This window comes from Caballeronia sp. (genome assembly GCF_049581465.1).
Taxonomy (GTDB): domain Bacteria; phylum Pseudomonadota; class Gammaproteobacteria; order Burkholderiales; family Burkholderiaceae; genus Caballeronia.
Map to the genome: position 1 here is coordinate 1 of NZ_JBAUSA010001034.1, position 16,527 is coordinate 16,527.

A 16,527-nucleotide genomic window follows, 5' to 3' on the forward strand; every position below is an offset into this window, starting at 1 on the left:
CGATGATTTCCGCGTTGACGATCTCGCTCCCTGGCATAGCCGCAGGAGGAATGGCAGAAGGCGCGACACATCTGAGCGCAACGCAATGCCGCGATCTTGCCGCTATCAAGAACCACGCGCCTGTAACACAAGAGCGCAACCAGAGTGAACTCGCCGCGCTGAGGAAGGTCGGATACGACCCATTAAGGTTCGATCCGTATTATCCGAAAAATCTACAGGCGGCGCAGCATCAGGTCGATCGTTGGTATCAGGCGGAATGCCCGCAGGCGCGGCACAATTGAGGCGCACCGAAACTGGCCGAGCCCGGTCCGACGTTGAACCGGCGGAGTGAGCCGCCATTGATCGATCCGCGCCGGGCAGAAGTCGATTACAAGCTGACATCAACTCGCGTTTTTCCCCAGCCTCCCGCAGCCCTCCTCGTATTCGATGCGCTATCGTCGGAGGCGCCGCTCGCGCCGGCGGGGCATGGCCAAACCTGCACAGCTCCGTATCGATAAGCCGTACTCTTCAATCGACGCGCTAGGTTACACGATGCCGTTATACATCGCTCAAACGAGATCATGATTCAGCGCCATCCTACGGCCGATCAGGCTCGGAACCCGAAACTAGTTGGTAGTCAAAAGTGACATCGGCAAGCGTGTTGCTCAGTACAGCACGACAGAGCGGATCGATTCGCCTTTATTCATCAGGTCGAAACCTTCATTGATGCGTTCGAGCGGCAGACGGTGTGTGATCAGATCGTCGATGTTGATCTTGCCTTCCGATGCGGCCCGGATTGATATCCACACCAACGATCTTGCCAGCGCCCACCATCTTCGCGCCCTGAATCACGTTCAGGCCGATACCGCCTAGACCGAACACCACCACGTTCGCGCCCGCCTCGACCTTGGCCGAATACACCACCGCGCCCACGCCCGTCGTCACGCCGCAGCCGATGTAGCAGATCTTGTTCTCGCTGCGGTGCTTCCCCAATACTTGTCGACGTATCGCTGAATTTCCTTGCGCATGAAGCGCGACGACGCTTCGGCGCGGTCCTCCCATGCAAACACGCAACTGGTAACGATTCCGTCGAAACCCACTGCATGCAGCGAACCGAAGAATAAATCCCAGTCGATTTCACCCTGCCCCAGGTTCAAATGCTGATGGACGCGGGCGCGTGAGCCAGGCGGATTGACGATATATCTCAACCCCGAAGAAGCCCTGTGATTCATGGTATCGGCCACATGAACATGGGCCAGCACCGGTGCGGCGTCTTGAATCATGGCTGCCATGTCATCGCCGAAGTAGTAAGTGTGAGGCGCGCAATACAGAAACTTGACCTGAGGTGAGTCAATCATGCGAATCATGTCGACAGCGGGGTGCAGCGTTTCGACCCAGTCCTCAGGATGCGGTTCCAGATGCAGATTTATCTTCTCGCGCTCAAAGACCGGTACGAGGTCATCCATCGATTTCCAGAAAGCGGCTTCCGAATGCTCCACTGTGCCGCCATTGCACAAACAGCTCTGAGCTTCGGGTGACGAGCCGCGGCCAAATTCAGAATTCATCGTGTCCACTTCCATCTCTACCGCGATCTGGATTGCCTCCTTCCAATACCGCACTGCCGCCAGGCGCTCATCTTCGTTCGGACTGGCCCAGCGGTACATCGGGAGTAGCGACGCGATCCTGACTCCGTTATCGCGCAACGCTGCCTTGAACTCCCGGATGCGCTCGGGGTAGGCGCGCGGACGTACCCACCAGTCCAGGAAGTCGGCGCGCGGCGATAGTTCGATATATTCGTAGCCCAGCTCTGCGGCAAGCTTTGGCAACTCCACCAGCGATACATGGCGGTGCATGTAAGGATCGAGAGCAATTTTCATGGTCGACCGTCACCCACTCGAAAAAGGTCCACGGGAAGCGTGCGGCGTGACGCACGGAGATTTGATGCCACTAAAGCGGCTTCTGCGGATGCGGTGTCTCATCAAAGCCGCCCCATACAGACTGATCGAAGTTCACCATCGATCCAGTCATCAGACCCGACTCGTCGCTCGCGAGAAACGCCACTGCGCGCGCCGCTTCGGCAGGATCGATCAGACGTCCGAACGGTTGCTCGGCCATGGCACGTTCAAGCCAGTCGTCCGGTGCGCCATGATAGGTGCGCTGGATCTGGTCTTCCCCATCAGACGACATCCAGCCGAGATTGAGTCCGTTCACGCGGATCCGGTTGCGCAACAAAGCGTATGCGGTGTTCTGCGTAAGCGTCGCAAGTGCGCCCTTCGATGCGCAATAGGCAGCAATGAACGGTTGTCCTGCCATCGCGGACATTGAGCAGATGTTGACTATCGTGCCTTCGGTGCGCTCGCGTCGCATCACCTTGACCGCCTCCTGCATCAGGAAGAACGGTGCACGCACGTTGGTCGCAAAGATGCGGTCGAAGAGATCGGGAGCCGTATCGAGAATCGTCCCGCGGTCTGTCATCGCGGCCGCATTCACCAGCACATCAACGCGACCGAACCGTTCGTCGGCGGTGGCGATCACAGTCCGGCAGTCATCCACACGCGTCAGATCGGCCTCGACAAAGCGCACCTCCGCGTGGCCTAACTCGCTGTCGCTGAGTTCAGCGGCCTTCGCAATGCCTTTCTCCTTCGAGCGCCCGCAGATCACCACGCCCTGTGCCCCGCGCTCGACGAGCAATTTCGCAATCGCCGCGCCGAGCCCCTGCGTGCCGCCGGTAACGACGGCCACTTTTGCATCGAACTGTCCCATACCGTGTTTCCCCTTTTAAGATCCATCAAAGAAGCTCAGTGACTTCCTCGATCGAGGTCTGCCCTACCGGCCGGTCGAGCACGACTTCACCACGCGCCATTGCGACAATGCGATCGCACGAATGAAAGACATGCTGCAGGTTATGGCTGATGAACACGCCGGTAATGCCCTGCTCCGACAGGCCACGAACAAAGCCGATCACCTTTTGCGTTTCCTTGACCGACAGATGGTTGGTCGGCTCGTCGAGTATCAGCAGCTTCGACTTGAAATGCATCGCGCGTGCAATTGCCACGCCCTGGCGTTGACCGCCTGACAGCTCGCCGAGCAACGCTTCAGCAGAACGCAGATGCAGATCGACATCGGCGATCGCCTTGACGGCCTCGGTTCGCATGCGGCCATGGTCCATCGGTCCAATGCCGAACATCGAAAAGAGCAGCGGCTCGCGGCCAATGAACAGGTTGCGCGCGATGGAGAGATTCGGCACCAGCGAGTTGTGCTGATGAATCGTCTCGATACCCAGTTGCATGGCCGCCTTCGGCGACTTGATCCGTACCGGTTCGCCCTGAAACAGTATCTCGCCGTCGTCGGGCCGGTGCACACCGGAGAGAATCTTGATGAGCGTCGACTTGCCCGCACCGTTGTCGCCCAGCAAACCCACCACCTCGCCCCTCTTGAACTCGAGACTCACGCCGTTGAGCGCATGGACGCCCGAATACCATTTGTGCAGATTGCGTACGGCCATGAGCGGCGCTGTGCCACGACCGGCATCGACACTCTCATGCGGATAGGAAAGCAGATCCCGGGCATCGGTTGAGATTGTGTTCATAGCTGCACCTTCAGGTGTCGTGCCGTGCGGCGCATCCAGGCGTTCGCGACCACGGCAAAGATGGTGAGGCTGCCGACCGCGAATTTGAACCAGTTCGCGTCGACCTGCGTGAGCACGAGGCCGTTGTCAATCACGCGGATCAGCAATGCGCCGACAACAGCGCCGAGCACGTTGCCGATACCGCCGGAAAGCGCGGTTCCTCCAATCACCGCCGCCGCAACTGCCTGGAGTTCGAGTCCATCGCCGATCGACGGCAAGGCGGCGCCGAGCCGCAGCACCTGGATCATTCCGGCGAATCCCGCGAGCACCGAGCACAGCACGAAAGCCGAGAGCTTCACGCGCCGCGCGGGGACCCCGCTCGATATCGACGCTTCGAGAAAGCCGCCCGTCGCCTTCATCCAGTTCCCCAGATTGGTCGCGGACAACAATATCGCTGCTGCCGCGCCGATGCCGATGAACCACAGGAACGACGCTCGAAAAAGGCCACCCGGTCCGATGAAGCTCACAAACAGATGCGCGGGTATCTGGTCGATTGGCAGGTTAGGCGGAAAACCGCCCGACAACACGACAGTCAGCGACCGCACGATGAACAGCATGCCGAGTGTCGTGATGAAGCTTGGTATGTTGAAGACGAGCGTGATCAGGCCGTTCATCAGGCCGATGGCCGCCGCGACAACCAACCCGACCAGGAAGGCCGGCCAGAAAGGAACACCCGCGTTGACGAGCAGCGTGATCGACATCGGCGTGAGCGCAAACACGGACCCAACCGATAGATCGAACTCGCCACAAATCATCAGCAACGTGACGCCAATGGCGACGAGTCCGACCTCCGGTAATACGCCCAGAATGCCCCGCACGTTTTCCGCGCTGAGAAACACCATTTGCGAACGGAACTGGAACAGTGCAACCAGCAGGGCCAGGAGGACAATGCCCGCCAGCTCCGGTTTCTGCAGATAAATCTTGAGCAGTTTTTTCATTACGGTCTCCTAGCGAAGGCCCTTTTGAGCGAGTGCAATGACCGAATCGGCCTGAGCCGGCATCACGAGCGAGTCGCCGGTATTGATATCGGAGGGCGCAAGACCAAACGACTTCGCCAGGTACACCTGCATCACCGGCATGAAGCCCTGTGTGTAGGGTTGCTGATCAACTTCTGCCTGGATGTAGCCGGCCTTCATCATCTGCAGCACCTGGGGCACGATGTCGAATCCCGCGAGCAACACCTTGCCTGGCGGCACGCCACGATCCTTTAGCGTCTGTGCGACGGCGGCATGGAAGAAGCCCATGTCGAAGTACGCGGTGGTATCGGGATGCGCCGTGAGATATGCGCCGACCCGCTCGCCCGTCACCGACAGATCAGTGCCCGAGTCGATCCGGTCAATCACGATCTTGCGATCGGGGTTGGCCCGCTTCCAGTCGTCGAGACCCTGCATCACGCCCTTCGCCCGTTGTTCCGCCCAGTTCTGTCCCGGCGCACTGACGCCGACGAGCACACGGATCGGACCGTCCTTAGGAAACTGTTTAGAGAGTTGCTGCGCGAGGCTGCGCCCCGCCGGCACAAAGTTTTGTCCGATGAACGACTGTCGCTTCGCCGCGCCCGATGAGCCGCCGCTCTGGTCCACGTTGTACGCGATCACCATCACGTTCTTCGCCCGCGCCTCGTTGATCATCGAAGTCAGCGCCGAATCGTCGACGATCGTTGTCAGGATGGCGTCCGGTTTGCGCGCAAGCGAGGCCTGGAAGTTCGCACTTTGCTGCTCTATCGAGCCATCGTTCTGAGTGAAAACCATCTGGCAATGGGCCTGTACGCGCGCACAAGCGTCGTCGAAGCCTTTTTTGACGGCCTGCCAGAACGCGTTGGTCGCGGCACCGTGCGTCAGCATCACAATGTTCAACGGCTCGGCGCTCCGCGCTGTGTTCGCGCCGAATAGCGAACACGCCACGCAGGCGGCGATCACAAAACGGCTTGCAAGCGGCCGAGGTTGGACTGAGGGGGTTTTCGGGTTCATCGTTGTCTCCTGAGGAGTCCCGCTACTGAGGCGGGCTCTATAAGGTGCTTCAGGTAACCGGCTTGATGAGCCGGCGCAGTGATGCGATGATCGGCTCATCGCCGGTTCTTCTTTCTGTGAGACTTCCTATTCAACTCATGGCTAGCCCTACGTCTGTCCGTCCCGGTACTGCACGCCGTAAAACGAGCATGACCGACATCGCGAAGGCCGCAGGCGTCAGCGAGGCGACTGTCGACCGCGTGCTGAACGGCCGCGGCGGCGTATCGCGTGAGAAAGAGATGAGCGTCCTGGAGTGGGCGCGCAAGCTCGAGATCGACCGCGCGCTTAAATCGGTCTCGGTGCGCTGGCTGCGCATTGCGATCCTTATGCAGCAGCCGGCGGTGCCGTATTACGTGTCGCTCAAACAGGGCTTTGAAGTCGCGCAGAAAGCGTTCGAAAGCCAGCGCGTGATCTGCGCTGTCACTTACTTCGACAGTCTCGATCCCGCGCACGTGGTTGACACGATCCGCCGTGTTACGCCGCGAGCTGACGCGCTCGTAATCGTCGCGTATGAGCATCCGGACATCACCGCTGCATTGCGTCGGATGAGCCACACGATACCGGTCGTCACACTCGCGAGCGATCTCCCGGGCACCGGCCGCCTTGCCTACGTCGGCATTGACAACCGGTCCGCCGGACGCGTCGCGGGCGAGCTGATGGGGCGCTTTCTCGGCGACGCGGGTGGCAAGGTGCTCGTGTTGACGGGCATGCATGATTTCCTCGGTCATGAAGAACGCGAAAGCGGTTTTCGTTCAGTGCTTCGACACCGCTTTCCGAACTGCGACATCGTGGAGACGATAGAAAGCCGCGAGCAGTCGGCAGTTACCGAGAGACTCACTCGCAACGCTTTTCGCCGGTATCCCGACCTGCGCGGGATTTACAACATTTCAGTCGGTGACGAAGGCGTCGGCGCGACGCTCGTCGCGCTCGATCGCGCCCGTTCGACGGTTTTCATCGGCCACGAACTCAACGAAACATCGCGGCGCCTGCTGATCGAAGGCACGCTCGACGCCGTGCTGGACCAGAACCCGGCCGGCGAAGCGATGCGTTCGATCGAAATCGTGCTGCGGCACTATCACCGGGACCCCGGCGTCGCGTTAACGCTGCAGATTCCCGTCACCGTGCTGTTGCGTGAAAACCTTCCACCAAGCGATTGATTTAGCGACCGTCCGCCAACGCCACATCTTCCTGAATCACCTCGTCCCACAGCTGACGAATCCAATCGCGCATCAGCAAGGATTCAGCCCAGCGATCGGTCGTGTCGTTGCCGTCGGCGCCGATGATCGCGTACGGCTTGGGTCCAAGTTCGCAGGTGAAGGTGAGCGCATCGTCGGGACCGGCGCGCCGCCGCCATGAGGCGAAGCCGTAACGCCACCACTCTAGAAACAGATCGACCCACATGCGATGCGGCGCAAACGATATTTCGATCTGCACCTGCTCGCGGCTCGCAACACGGCCATGAAAAGCCCACGAGTGATCGAGAATGCGGTGCATCATCGCGTGGTTTTCATCCGAGACGGGCCACGCGAACTCACGCCCGACGAGGTAGTGCGAGATGTCGCCCAGTAGCTTGAGATCAGGGCGTTCGTCGAGCAGATCGAGCGTGAAGTGCAGATCGGTCGTCATCCGGTCACGGTGCGTTTCGATGTACACGGGAAAATCGACCTGTTCCGCGAGCCGCGTCCAGCCGTCGATCAACGTCAGGCATTCGGAGATGCGGCGCGGCCGCACGTCAGGCTGCAGGTCGATATGGTGAACCCCGAATTCGGTGGCGAGTTCGAGCACCGGTTGTAGATCGTCGACCGTGCGCGGAAAGCACTGCGCTTCCGCGCGAAGACCGGTGGCCGCGAGCAGACTTGCGAGCTCACGGACTCCTTCGCGCGACGCGTAACCCACGCTCACGCCGTCGAATCCGGCCCGCGAAATCATCTCGACATTCTTTTCCAGCGTGCGCTCGTAGCCGTCGGTATGACGTCGTTCCATCGCCCACATCGACTGGTATATTTCCAGGCGCTGACTCATAACGCCTCCACAGCCAGGAGTGGTTTGAGCTTGACGTTGCGATTCGCAAGCAACGCGGGATCGATGACAGCACGTCTGGCGATCAGTTCCTGGGAGATGCGGATGTCGCGCGCAATCTCGCTGACATTGCCCACGCCACTGGCGCCAACCAGCACGCCGTCGCGGTCGAGCCCGAAGAATACCCGCGACGCCTCGCCCACCTCGCGCACAGTCGTCGTCACAGCAAAGGCCGGCATGCCTGCGATCTGGATCGTCATGTCGTACTGATCGGACCAGAACCACGGCACTTCCGAATAGGTCTCACCGCGATCGAGCATGTTGCGCGCGACGATCCGCGCGTGATCCTCGGCATTCTTCCAGCATTCGAGGCGGATTCGCCGGCGGAATAGCCGATGTGGAAACGAACATACGTCGCCGGCCGCGAAGATGGTCGGGTCGTTGGTGCGCAGCGTGTCGTCGACCGCGATACCGTCGGCCACGTCGATGCCCGCAGCTTCCGCAAGTTCGGTGCGCGGCTTGACGCCGATGCCTGCGATCACGCAATCGCACGCGAGCGTGCTGCCGTCTGACAGCTTGACGCCGCTCACGCGTTGCTCGCCGAGAACCCGCTCCACCTGAACCGCGAAGCGGATATCGACGCCCATCTGCCGATGGCGTGCGACCAGATACCCCGCGACGACTTCTGGGACGGCGCGCATCAATGCACGAGCGGCCGTCTCGATCACGACCACTTCGCAGCCGCGCGCCACGGCTGTCGCGGCGATCTCGAGTCCGATGAACCCTGCCCCGACAATCGCAATCCGGCGACCCGGTTGCAGTTCGTCAACGATCTGCCCGGCGTCGGCGACCGTGCGCAGACAATGCACCCCGGCCAGCGTCGAACCCGGTGCCATGAGCTTGCGCGGCGCGGCGCCGGTGGCGATCAGCAAACGGTGATACGGAACCGTCAGGCCGCCTTTCACCACGACATGCCGTGCGGCGCGGTCGATGAGTTCAACGCCGGCATCGATACGCAGATCGATCCGTTGCTCGCTATAGAAGGCCTCATCGTAAAGCGCGCATTGCGCTGTGGACTTCTCGCCGAGCAATACTGCTTTAGAAAGCGGTGGCCGGTCGTAGGGGGCGACACATTCATTGCCGAGCAGCGTGATGACGCCGTCCCAGCCGTTGTCGCGCAGGGCGTGCGCGGCGCGTGCGCCGCTCTGACCGGCGCCGATGATGACCATCGTAGGGCGGGTTCTCATGATGCGTCCTGTGAAGGAATGCCGAGCAGCACCTGGCCGTTCTCTACGCGTATCGGATGCGTTTTCAACTGCACGCACACGGGCGGGCTCTTCGGCTTGCCGCTCGGGATGTCGAAGCGCCCCTGATGCAGCGGACATTCGATCTCGCGATTGACCACGAAGCCATCGGCGAGATGCGCGCGTTCATGCGTACACCAGCCGTCCGATGCGAAGAAGCCCTCGTCGATTCGATACACCGCGTAACTCGCACCTTCATGGTCGAAGCGGATCACATCTTCTTCATCGATGTCATCGGTCGCGCAGGCGACGATCCACTTCAGATTGCTAGTTTCGATGGCCACGGCAGTCTCCTTCTATCTGATGTTTTCTTCAGGCTGTCTCTTTCACACGTTCGGCTGTGCGGTAAAGCTGCCCTGCCCCGACCGCTTGGCCGGCAATGTGCGCTCGATCACATGCTGCGGGTCGGACCGCTGTTTCCACAGCGCGGGCAGCATCTCGCGATACGCGGCATAGACGCTCGGGTAAGCCTCCGGTAACTGGTCCTTGATCGCCTCGTGCAGACGCGGTAATGCGTGAAACGGCACCATCGGCAGCAGATGATGTTCAAGGTGGTAGTTCATGTTGAGGTACAGAAAACGGAACACCGGGTTCATGTAGACGGTGCGTGTGTTCAACCGATGATCCTTCACGTTGACGGCAAGGCCGGCGTGTTGCGTGAGACCAAGCAACTGATGGAGCCAGCCGCCATAGAACCGCGGCGTCCACACGAACATTAGCGGCAGGAAGCTGCGCATGGCGACAGCTAGAGCAATCGTGCAGACGACGACCGCCAGATAGATGCGGCACGACCAGATCATCTTGGGCTTTTCAGAGGCGGGCAGGAAGGCATCGGTCGCGGCGTCGACGCGACCGAACGCGTGACGCACGATCTTGCCGATTTCAAGCGTGCAACCCATGAGGCCGAAGAAATCAATCACGATCGGCCAGACCTTCGTCGGGCGGGCGACCTGGATCTCCGGGTCGCGGCTCTGGAAATAGGTATGCGTGTGATGGCGCGCGTGGCTCCAGCGCCACCAATAGCCTTCGCGAATCGTCATGAACGACGACAGGTGATAGAAGCAGTCGTTGGCCCAACGGCTCTTGAACGGCGTGCCGTGCGCGAGCTCGTGCCAGCGGGCATCACTCGACGAATAGATCGTTCCGTAGACGAAAAACGCGGGCACCGCCCACCACGTGCCCCACGTCATTGCCGCGACCACGCCGGACGCGACCAGCAGCACGAGCCACAGGCCGAAGTTGCGCCATCCTTCAGCATCGCTGCGTTTCATTAATTCCTTAAGCACTGCTCGGGGAATGGCGGGCTGGTACCACTGCCGGCTGAGCGTGTCGTCGAAAGCCTTGTCGTCAAAGCCGGGCGTGGGTGTGCCGCCGGCGTCGCCAGAAGTCGCGGACATGAGATGTCTCCTGCTGGATGTTGTGTTCTGCGAGCTTGGCGCCAGAACCGCTTGACGGTCAGGCCTCTCGTTGAAACCAAGATAGATGATGGGAACCGCTTGTTCAGCCGGGAAAATGATGGATTCCCATCAAACGCCACGCTAAGCCGCGCCGGGTAAGGCGTTTGAAATAGAAAATAAATTCTACGATGGGATGCTGTGCAATTATCTTTGCAGTGCTACGGGAGCCTAGGGGCCGCTCAGGGTGAGTTCGGTGCAGCGGTGCCAGGCTGCAAGGCGTGCGGTATTGCCGTGTTCTTCGGAATGCTCGATGTAACCCTGTGCGGACTCTGGCGGACGCCTGCGCTCTATACCCTGCTTACGCCCCCATTTTCGCGGCGTCGTTCCGCGATAAAGAGTACGCTGCGATTATGGCCGGATGCTGAAAACACGATGCGACATACAAGCACGCAGTCATTTCCCACTGAGCTTTATAAGCCCTTTTATTTTCGGCCGTCGAAGATTATGGAAATCATCCGCGAGGTGTTGCCAAGCTGGAAAATGATGAAATGGCGCTTGCGCGAAGGCGTCGAATTTTTCAAGTTTCTTCGGGCTCACTAGACATGAGTCCCGACAAGTCGAATCACACCGCCAGCCCTTCAGATTGGAAACCGTACGCGATGTTCGCGTTGCTGTTCGCAGTGGCTCTTACAGCAATGCTGATGATGCACGCCGCGAGTCCGCGCATCGCGCACATCACGCGTGATTGGGCCGCGTATCTGTGTGGCGCAAGCGCGGTGTTCGGAATTCTGTACATGCTGTTTGCGGCGACGTTAACGCGACGTTTCCTTGCGCGCGACTGTGCTGAACCGAGCTCGTTCCCGGCGGTGACCATAGTCAAGCCGCTGCATGGAGATGAGGAGGCGTTACTGGAAAACCTTTCGGGATTCTGCAAGCAGGATTACCCCGGCCCTGTCCAATACCTGTTTGGCGTTCACGATGAGAACGATCCAGCGCTCGACGTAGTGCTGCGCCTACGACAGTTGCACCCAGCGGCCGACATTTCGATGTTGATCGACTCGCGCCTATACGGCCCGAACCGCAAAATGAGCAATATCCTGAACATGTTGCCCAGCGCGCAACACGATATCCTGGTATTTGCCGATAGCGACGTTGGGGTCGGCTCCGAATATCTGCGGGGCGTCGTGGGAGAGTTGCAAAAACCAGGGGTCGGCCTCGTGACATGCCTGTACCGAGGATTGCCAGACCCTGGGTTTTGGCCCCGCCTATCGGCAAAGGCCAGCAACTACCATTTCTTGCCGAGCGTGGTGATGGGCATGGCGCTTGGACTTGCTCGCCCCTGTTTTGGACAGACAATCGCGCTACGTAGGGCTACCCTCGACGCAATCGGCGGTTTTGCGCAGTTCACACATCATCTGGCCGAGGACCACGCAATCGGAGAGGCGGTACGCAGGCTAGGTCAAGCAGTCGTCGTTCCGCCTGTCATTGTTACTCACGCTTGCGTCGAAAAAACCGCAGCACAGTTGATTTCGCACGAGCTGCGCTGGAGCCGCACTATACGCACGATCGCTCCGGCCGGGCACCTTGGCTCCATCCTCACGCACCCATTCGCCTTCTCCTTGCTGACCATCGCGTTATCTGGCGCCGCCGCGTGGGCTTGGACAGTCACGATTGCCGCACTCGTGGCCCGGCTCGTACTGCTGCTGCAAGTAGACCGGGCGCTTCGGCAGGTATCGAAAGAGCTCTGGTTGCTGCCGATGTGGGACATTGTCGGCTTTGCCATCTTCGTGAGTAGTTTTTTCTCAACACATGTACGTTGGCGCGGCTTCTACTTTAAAGTCGGACGTGATGGGATACTTCATCCAGTAGGCGAGCGCTACGAGCGATCGACACCCTATAGCGCCCCTTCTGCAACGCCTGCCGCGACACCCGCGGTCAGCGATCTCGCCCGCGTCAAATGACTAAAATATGTCGGTTGTGCCGTCGCTGCGCTCGGAATGCTGGTGGCGCTCGCTGATTTGGCACGGCCTTCGTTTCGAAGTCGACAGTGACGGCCCGTTGTCGACCGTTCAGAATGAAAGGGGAACCGATTGATGAAGCACAGGCAATTCGCGCGCGTGGCTCCCGCTGCGCGGCACCTCTCAACGGCACTGGCATGACGAAGCATTTTGGCCGCGTCGCGGCGCTCGCCGGACTGATCGCGTCACTGTGGCTCCTCTGGCACGACAATCCCGGCGCGGTGCTCCACGCGCTGCGGACCGCTGGCGGCGGCCTGCTGCTGGCAGCACTGGTGCACGTGTTGTCGATGCTCGCCAACGCGTACGACTGGCGCACCTTGATCCGCCGCGGGCACCGGCCCTCCCTGCTGACGATGCTGAATCTGGTGTGGGTGCGCGAATCGGTGAATTGCATGCTGCCGGTCGCGCGCGTCGGCGGCGAGGTCGTGTCGTACCGGATGCTGCGGCTCCGGGGAGTGAGACCGCCGACGGCCGCAGCCAGTCTGATCGTCGACATGCAACTGACGGTTATCAGCCAGTTGCTCTTCACGATGGTCGGGATCGGTTTTCTGCTCGCGCATGCACAATCCGGCTCGGCACGGTTCGCCGGGCAACTGGCGTGGGGCGTAGTGGTCCTCACGCCGCTGCTGGTGCTGTTCGCGCTCGTTCAGCACGCCAGTCCGTTCGAGCGGACCACGCGCGCGCTCAACCGGATCATGAGTGGCAAGCTCGCTGCGCTCGTCGGGCGATCCGCGCAGATCGATCAGACGATCAAACTGATCTGGCGTCGGCGCGGTGTCGTATTGCGTTACCTGTTCGTCTGGCAGCCGCTCCAATGCGTGCTGACTTCGATGGAAATCTGGCTCGCGCTCTACTTCCTCGGCGCGCGAGTCAGCTTGGTCGATGCGGTGGTGATTGAATCGTTGATCCAGGCGGTCAGCAGCGCGGCGTTTTTCGTGCCCGGCGGCCTGGGTGTGCAGGAGGGCGGCTTCATCCTGATTGGCGGCGCGCTTGGCCTCGATCCGTCGACATGTCTCGCGCTCGCGGGCGCGAGACGGATTCGCGATCTGGTAATTTTCATTCCTGGACTTCTTGCGTGGCAGTTTGCCGAATCATCGAACCGGCTTGCCACACCCCCGACTCAGCCAGGCTGAGCCGGGTTGCTTCGAAGAGGCCAGAAGCGTGTATCGGGGCATCAAGCCTCAGGCCTTATGTTCCCGGAGAAATCTGAAGAACTGCACGCCTTCTTGCAAGCGCCGTTTCATCATCTCCCAACTGACCAGCATCTCGCGGACGATCTCCCAGATCTTCGTCGGTCTGAAATAAAAGCGTTTGTAGAAGTCTTCCACGCCGCGATAGATCTCTTCGCGCGACAGATGCGGATAGCCGATAGCTGAAAGCTGGGTGCCCGACGAATTGACGAGGGTGATGGTCTTGCTTTCTTTCAGCCATCCATTCTCCACCGCTTGCTTGTGAAGGACCGTACCCGGATAGGGTGCGGCGAGTGACACCTGGATCGTGTGGGGATTGATCTCTTGCGCATATTGGATCGTCTTCTCGATCGTTTCGTGCGTCTCGCCGGGAAGTCCAAGAATGAACGTGCCGTGGATCTTGATTCCGAGCTTGCGGCAATCGTCGCTGAAGCGGCGTGCCATATCGGTTCGTAGCCCTTTTTTGACATTCACAAGGATCTGGTCGTCGCCGGATTCGTAGCCGACGAGCAAGAGCCGCAACCCGTTCTCCTTCATTACTTTGAGGGTTGAATAAGGCACATTTGCTTTCGCGTTGCACGACCACGTCACCCCTAGCTTGCCGAGACCTCGGGCGATCTCTTCTGCTCTCGGCCTGAGATCGGTAAAGGTATCGTCGTCGAACATGATCTCCTTGATTTCGGGCATGTTGTCCCTGATCCATTTCACTTCTTCGAGGACGTTCTCGACCGAACGTGTGCGATAGCGATGGCCCCCGACCGTCTGCGGCCAGAGACAAAAGGTGCACCTCGATTTGCAGCCTCTCCCCGTGTAGAGCGACACATACGGATGTTTGAGGTAGCCGCTGAAATAATTCCCGCTCGTAAGGTCCCGCTTGTAGATGGGCGCGACGAACGGCAACTGGTCCATGTCCTCAAGAATCGGCCGGGCTTCGTTGTGCATGATCCCGCCGTCTGGCAGACGATAGCTGAGACCGAGAATCGACTCGAACGGGAGCCCCTGCGCGATGTCACGACACGTGAAGTCGAATTCTTCACGGCACACGAAGTCGATGGCATCGCTCGCGGTAAGCGAACCGTGAGGATCGACGGCAACTTTTGCCCCGACCATCCCGACGAGGATCGTGGATTTACGTCGTTTTAAATGCTCCGCGAATTCGGCATCGCTCGGGAACGACGGCGTGCTCGTATGAATGATGACCAGGTCGTACTGCTGAGCAATGTCAAGAGACGCATCCAGGGACAGGCCATCTGCGGGAGCATCCAGCAGGCGGCTATCCTCGATCAGCGCAGCGGGCTGGGCAAGCCACGTTGGATACCAGAATGATCGAATCTCTCGCTTCGTTTGGAAACGTGAGCCCGCTCCACCATCGAAGCCATCAAACGAAGGTGCCTGCAGAAGCAGCGTTTTCATAAATGCCCTCGAAGAAAATAGTCCGCTTGAGCGAGATCAGTCACCCGCAGGGATACTCGCCAGGCGTCGGCGATGTTCGCGAATTGATTCATCCTTCAAGAATAGGCCGGTTGCTGGATAGCTGGTATGGACGCCGCGCTCTCCTGTGGGGAACTCCGGGACAGACAGGCAGGGTATTGACTCATCATTGTCCTTTCAGAACCGCAAGGCATTTGACGTGAAATAGCAGAACTGCGGCTATCACTGGGGAGCAGAGCCCTGATCAAGAATACTACGACTCTACGATTTGCGGGCTTGACATTGCAAAAAGACTGACCTTCTACCTCTGGTCGCCGTAGGCCGCGAGCCTGCGCCGGGAATACGCTGGATCGCACTGAACTGAGGAAATACATACCGTGTCAGCAACTCGCTGAGTTCCCCATCGGAAACGCTTTCTTCTACGTTTCCAGGCAGCAGTTGAACGATGGTAATCAAGCCCTTTCAGTTGCCCCATGTGATGAATTTCACTGAACGCCGCTCGCCTGTACCGCCGCCGCGATATCGCGGCTGACCGATGCGAGCGCGCGATCATGGGCCGCGACGATCGCTTCGAAACCCGGGCCAGAAATGACCTCGTGCGCAACGGTGCGGCCCATGACCGGACGTGTCTTCCCAGGTGGGCGCACAGCCCACTGTACGTCGATGGTTACGTCCCGCCCTGGCACGGACTCGAAACCCGCGACATCGAGCCGTACACGCCATGTGGTCGACGGGTCGTACCATCCTTCGAAAACCGAGATCTGCTGCGAGTGCAGCAGCGCGGTAAGGTCAGCGGCAACCACGCGCGCGATATCGCCTTTCAACGGTTGTGCCCAACGGGCGAACTCGTTGACCGCGACTTCGTTGTCGCCGACCCGCGTCACGATCTGCGGCCGATCGATGATGTCCGGCACCGTGACGGGACCGATCACCATGGCGAGGGGCCTCGTCGTGCCCAATTGGGCGAGCGACGGGTCCGGGCTCAGTGTATAAAAACTGGTCGGCGGCGACTTGCATCCACCGAGCAACCCGGCGACCAGTCCGAGAATGAAACAGGTTCGCGCGTGTCTCATGGTTTGTTCTCCGACTTGCCGCGAACCAGCGCTTCGGGATGCTCCGACAGATATTCGGCAAGCGTGCGAAGCGTCGAGGCAGTGCGGGTCAGTTCGCGCATCGCGTCTTCCGTGGATTGCTGCAGCGACGTATCCGGTTGCAACGCGGTATTCGCAGAATCGAGCATTGTTTGCGCCGACGTGAGCGTGTCATGAGCCTTTGGAACGACCTCGGCATTGAGCTGGGCTATCATGGCATTGGTGGTGCGCAACGTCGTCCGGGCGTCGTTGCCGATCCCCTCGAACGGAATACCATTAAGCTTGACGAGCAATCGCGTGACTGAGTCCTGTAATGATTGGAGCGTGCGCGGTACCGCGGGCATTTCGGGCGGCGACTTGCTCCAGTCTATCTTTGCCTTGGGCGCATCCGGGAAATAGTCCAGTGCAAGGTAGAGTTGTCCCGTGAGCAGATTTCCGCTCTTGAGCTGGAACCGGAATCCGTT

The 16,527-nt window shown here is 59.9% G+C and carries 15 protein-coding genes and 2 pseudogenes; 4 read left to right on the forward strand and 13 right to left on the reverse strand.

Going from position 1 to position 16,527, the window contains the following annotated elements; genetic code table 11:
* The first annotated feature begins 2 nt into the window (after nt 1-2).
* A complete protein-coding gene (locus WCA53_RS25270; RefSeq protein ID WP_423916859.1) occupies nt 3-281 on the forward strand; it encodes a DUF4148 domain-containing protein in 279 nt (92 codons plus the stop codon).
* A gap of 363 nt (nt 282-644) precedes the next feature.
* Here WCA53_RS25270 and WCA53_RS25275 read toward each other — a convergent pair.
* The 6 genes and pseudogenes from WCA53_RS25275 to WCA53_RS25300 form a co-directional block, all read right to left on the reverse strand.
* Nucleotides 645-951: pseudogene (locus WCA53_RS25275) on the reverse strand (hypothetical protein); the annotation flags it as partial.
* Nucleotides 921-1,856: a sugar phosphate isomerase/epimerase family protein gene (locus tag WCA53_RS25280; RefSeq protein ID WP_423916861.1), complete on the reverse strand. Its 936-nt coding sequence runs from the start codon at nt 1,854-1,856 to the stop codon at nt 921-923. The gene WCA53_RS25280 and the pseudogene WCA53_RS25275, both read right to left, overlap by 31 nt.
* 70 nt (nt 1,857-1,926) lie before the next feature.
* The gene (locus WCA53_RS25285) at nt 1,927-2,742 is read right to left on the reverse strand and encodes an SDR family oxidoreductase (protein ID WP_423916864.1); all 816 of its coding nucleotides are present in this window, start codon (nt 2,740-2,742) and stop codon (nt 1,927-1,929) included.
* 25 nt (nt 2,743-2,767) lie between these two features.
* Nucleotides 2,768-3,568 (reverse strand): ATP-binding cassette domain-containing protein, encoded by an 801-nt coding sequence (locus tag WCA53_RS25290; protein WP_423916867.1) that lies wholly within the window; start codon nt 3,566-3,568, stop codon nt 2,768-2,770.
* The gene (locus WCA53_RS25295) at nt 3,565-4,545 is read right to left on the reverse strand and encodes an ABC transporter permease (RefSeq protein ID WP_423916869.1); all 981 of its coding nucleotides are present in this window, start codon (nt 4,543-4,545) and stop codon (nt 3,565-3,567) included. The genes WCA53_RS25290 and WCA53_RS25295 overlap by 4 nt, the downstream gene beginning before the upstream one ends.
* 9 nt (nt 4,546-4,554) lie before the next feature.
* Nucleotides 4,555-5,574 carry a sugar ABC transporter substrate-binding protein gene (locus WCA53_RS25300; protein WP_423916871.1) on the reverse strand — a complete coding sequence of 340 codons (1,020 nt, stop codon included), beginning with the start codon at nt 5,572-5,574 and terminating at the stop codon, nt 4,555-4,557.
* Nucleotides 5,575-5,762: 188 nt separating this feature from the next.
* Here WCA53_RS25300 and WCA53_RS25305 point away from each other — a divergent pair, with 188 nt between their 5' ends.
* Nucleotides 5,763-6,770 (forward strand): LacI family DNA-binding transcriptional regulator, encoded by a 1,008-nt coding sequence (locus WCA53_RS25305; protein ID WP_423916873.1) that lies wholly within the window; start codon nt 5,763-5,765, stop codon nt 6,768-6,770.
* Between the two features lies 1 nt (nt 6,771).
* Here WCA53_RS25305 and WCA53_RS25310 read toward each other — a convergent pair whose 3' ends face one another.
* The 4 genes from WCA53_RS25310 to WCA53_RS25325 are packed head-to-tail and all read right to left on the reverse strand — an operon-like array spanning nt 6,772 to nt 10,333.
* Nucleotides 6,772-7,635 carry a sugar phosphate isomerase/epimerase family protein gene (locus WCA53_RS25310; RefSeq protein WP_423916875.1) on the reverse strand — a complete coding sequence of 288 codons (864 nt, stop codon included), beginning with the start codon at nt 7,633-7,635 and terminating at the stop codon, nt 6,772-6,774.
* Nucleotides 7,632-8,879 (reverse strand): NAD(P)/FAD-dependent oxidoreductase, encoded by a 1,248-nt coding sequence (locus WCA53_RS25315; protein WP_423916878.1) that lies wholly within the window; start codon nt 8,877-8,879, stop codon nt 7,632-7,634. The genes WCA53_RS25310 and WCA53_RS25315 overlap by 4 nt, the downstream gene beginning before the upstream one ends.
* Nucleotides 8,876-9,220, reverse strand: a complete 345-nt coding sequence (locus WCA53_RS25320; protein WP_423916881.1) for a non-heme iron oxygenase ferredoxin subunit — start codon at nt 9,218-9,220, stop codon at nt 8,876-8,878. Before WCA53_RS25320 ends, WCA53_RS25315 begins: the two co-directional genes overlap by 4 nt.
* 42 nt (nt 9,221-9,262) lie before the next feature.
* Nucleotides 9,263-10,333 carry a fatty acid desaturase family protein gene (locus WCA53_RS25325; RefSeq protein ID WP_423916883.1) on the reverse strand — a complete coding sequence of 357 codons (1,071 nt, stop codon included), beginning with the start codon at nt 10,331-10,333 and terminating at the stop codon, nt 9,263-9,265.
* 695 nt (nt 10,334-11,028) lie between these two features.
* On the opposite strand from WCA53_RS25325, the gene hpnI reads away from it, so the two are divergent.
* Nucleotides 11,029-12,294 (forward strand): bacteriohopanetetrol glucosamine biosynthesis glycosyltransferase HpnI, encoded by a 1,266-nt coding sequence (hpnI, locus tag WCA53_RS25330; RefSeq protein WP_423916892.1) that lies wholly within the window; start codon nt 11,029-11,031, stop codon nt 12,292-12,294.
* 194 nt (nt 12,295-12,488) lie between these two features.
* Nucleotides 12,489-13,484, forward strand: a complete 996-nt coding sequence (locus tag WCA53_RS25335; RefSeq protein WP_423916885.1) for a flippase-like domain-containing protein — start codon at nt 12,489-12,491, stop codon at nt 13,482-13,484.
* 48 nt (nt 13,485-13,532) lie between these two features.
* Here the strand turns inward: WCA53_RS25335 and hpnJ are convergent, their stop codons facing one another.
* The 3 genes and pseudogenes from hpnJ to WCA53_RS25350 form a co-directional block, all read right to left on the reverse strand.
* A complete protein-coding gene (gene hpnJ / locus WCA53_RS25340; protein ID WP_423916888.1) occupies nt 13,533-14,954 on the reverse strand; it encodes a hopanoid biosynthesis associated radical SAM protein HpnJ in 1,422 nt (473 codons plus the stop codon).
* A 503-nt stretch (nt 14,955-15,457) separates the two neighbouring features.
* Nucleotides 15,458-16,045, reverse strand: a complete 588-nt coding sequence (locus WCA53_RS25345) for a PqiC family protein (protein ID WP_423916890.1) — start codon at nt 16,043-16,045, stop codon at nt 15,458-15,460.
* A pseudogene (locus WCA53_RS25350) lies at nt 16,042-16,527 on the reverse strand (mammalian cell entry protein); the annotation flags it as partial. The pseudogene WCA53_RS25350 and the gene WCA53_RS25345, both read right to left, overlap by 4 nt.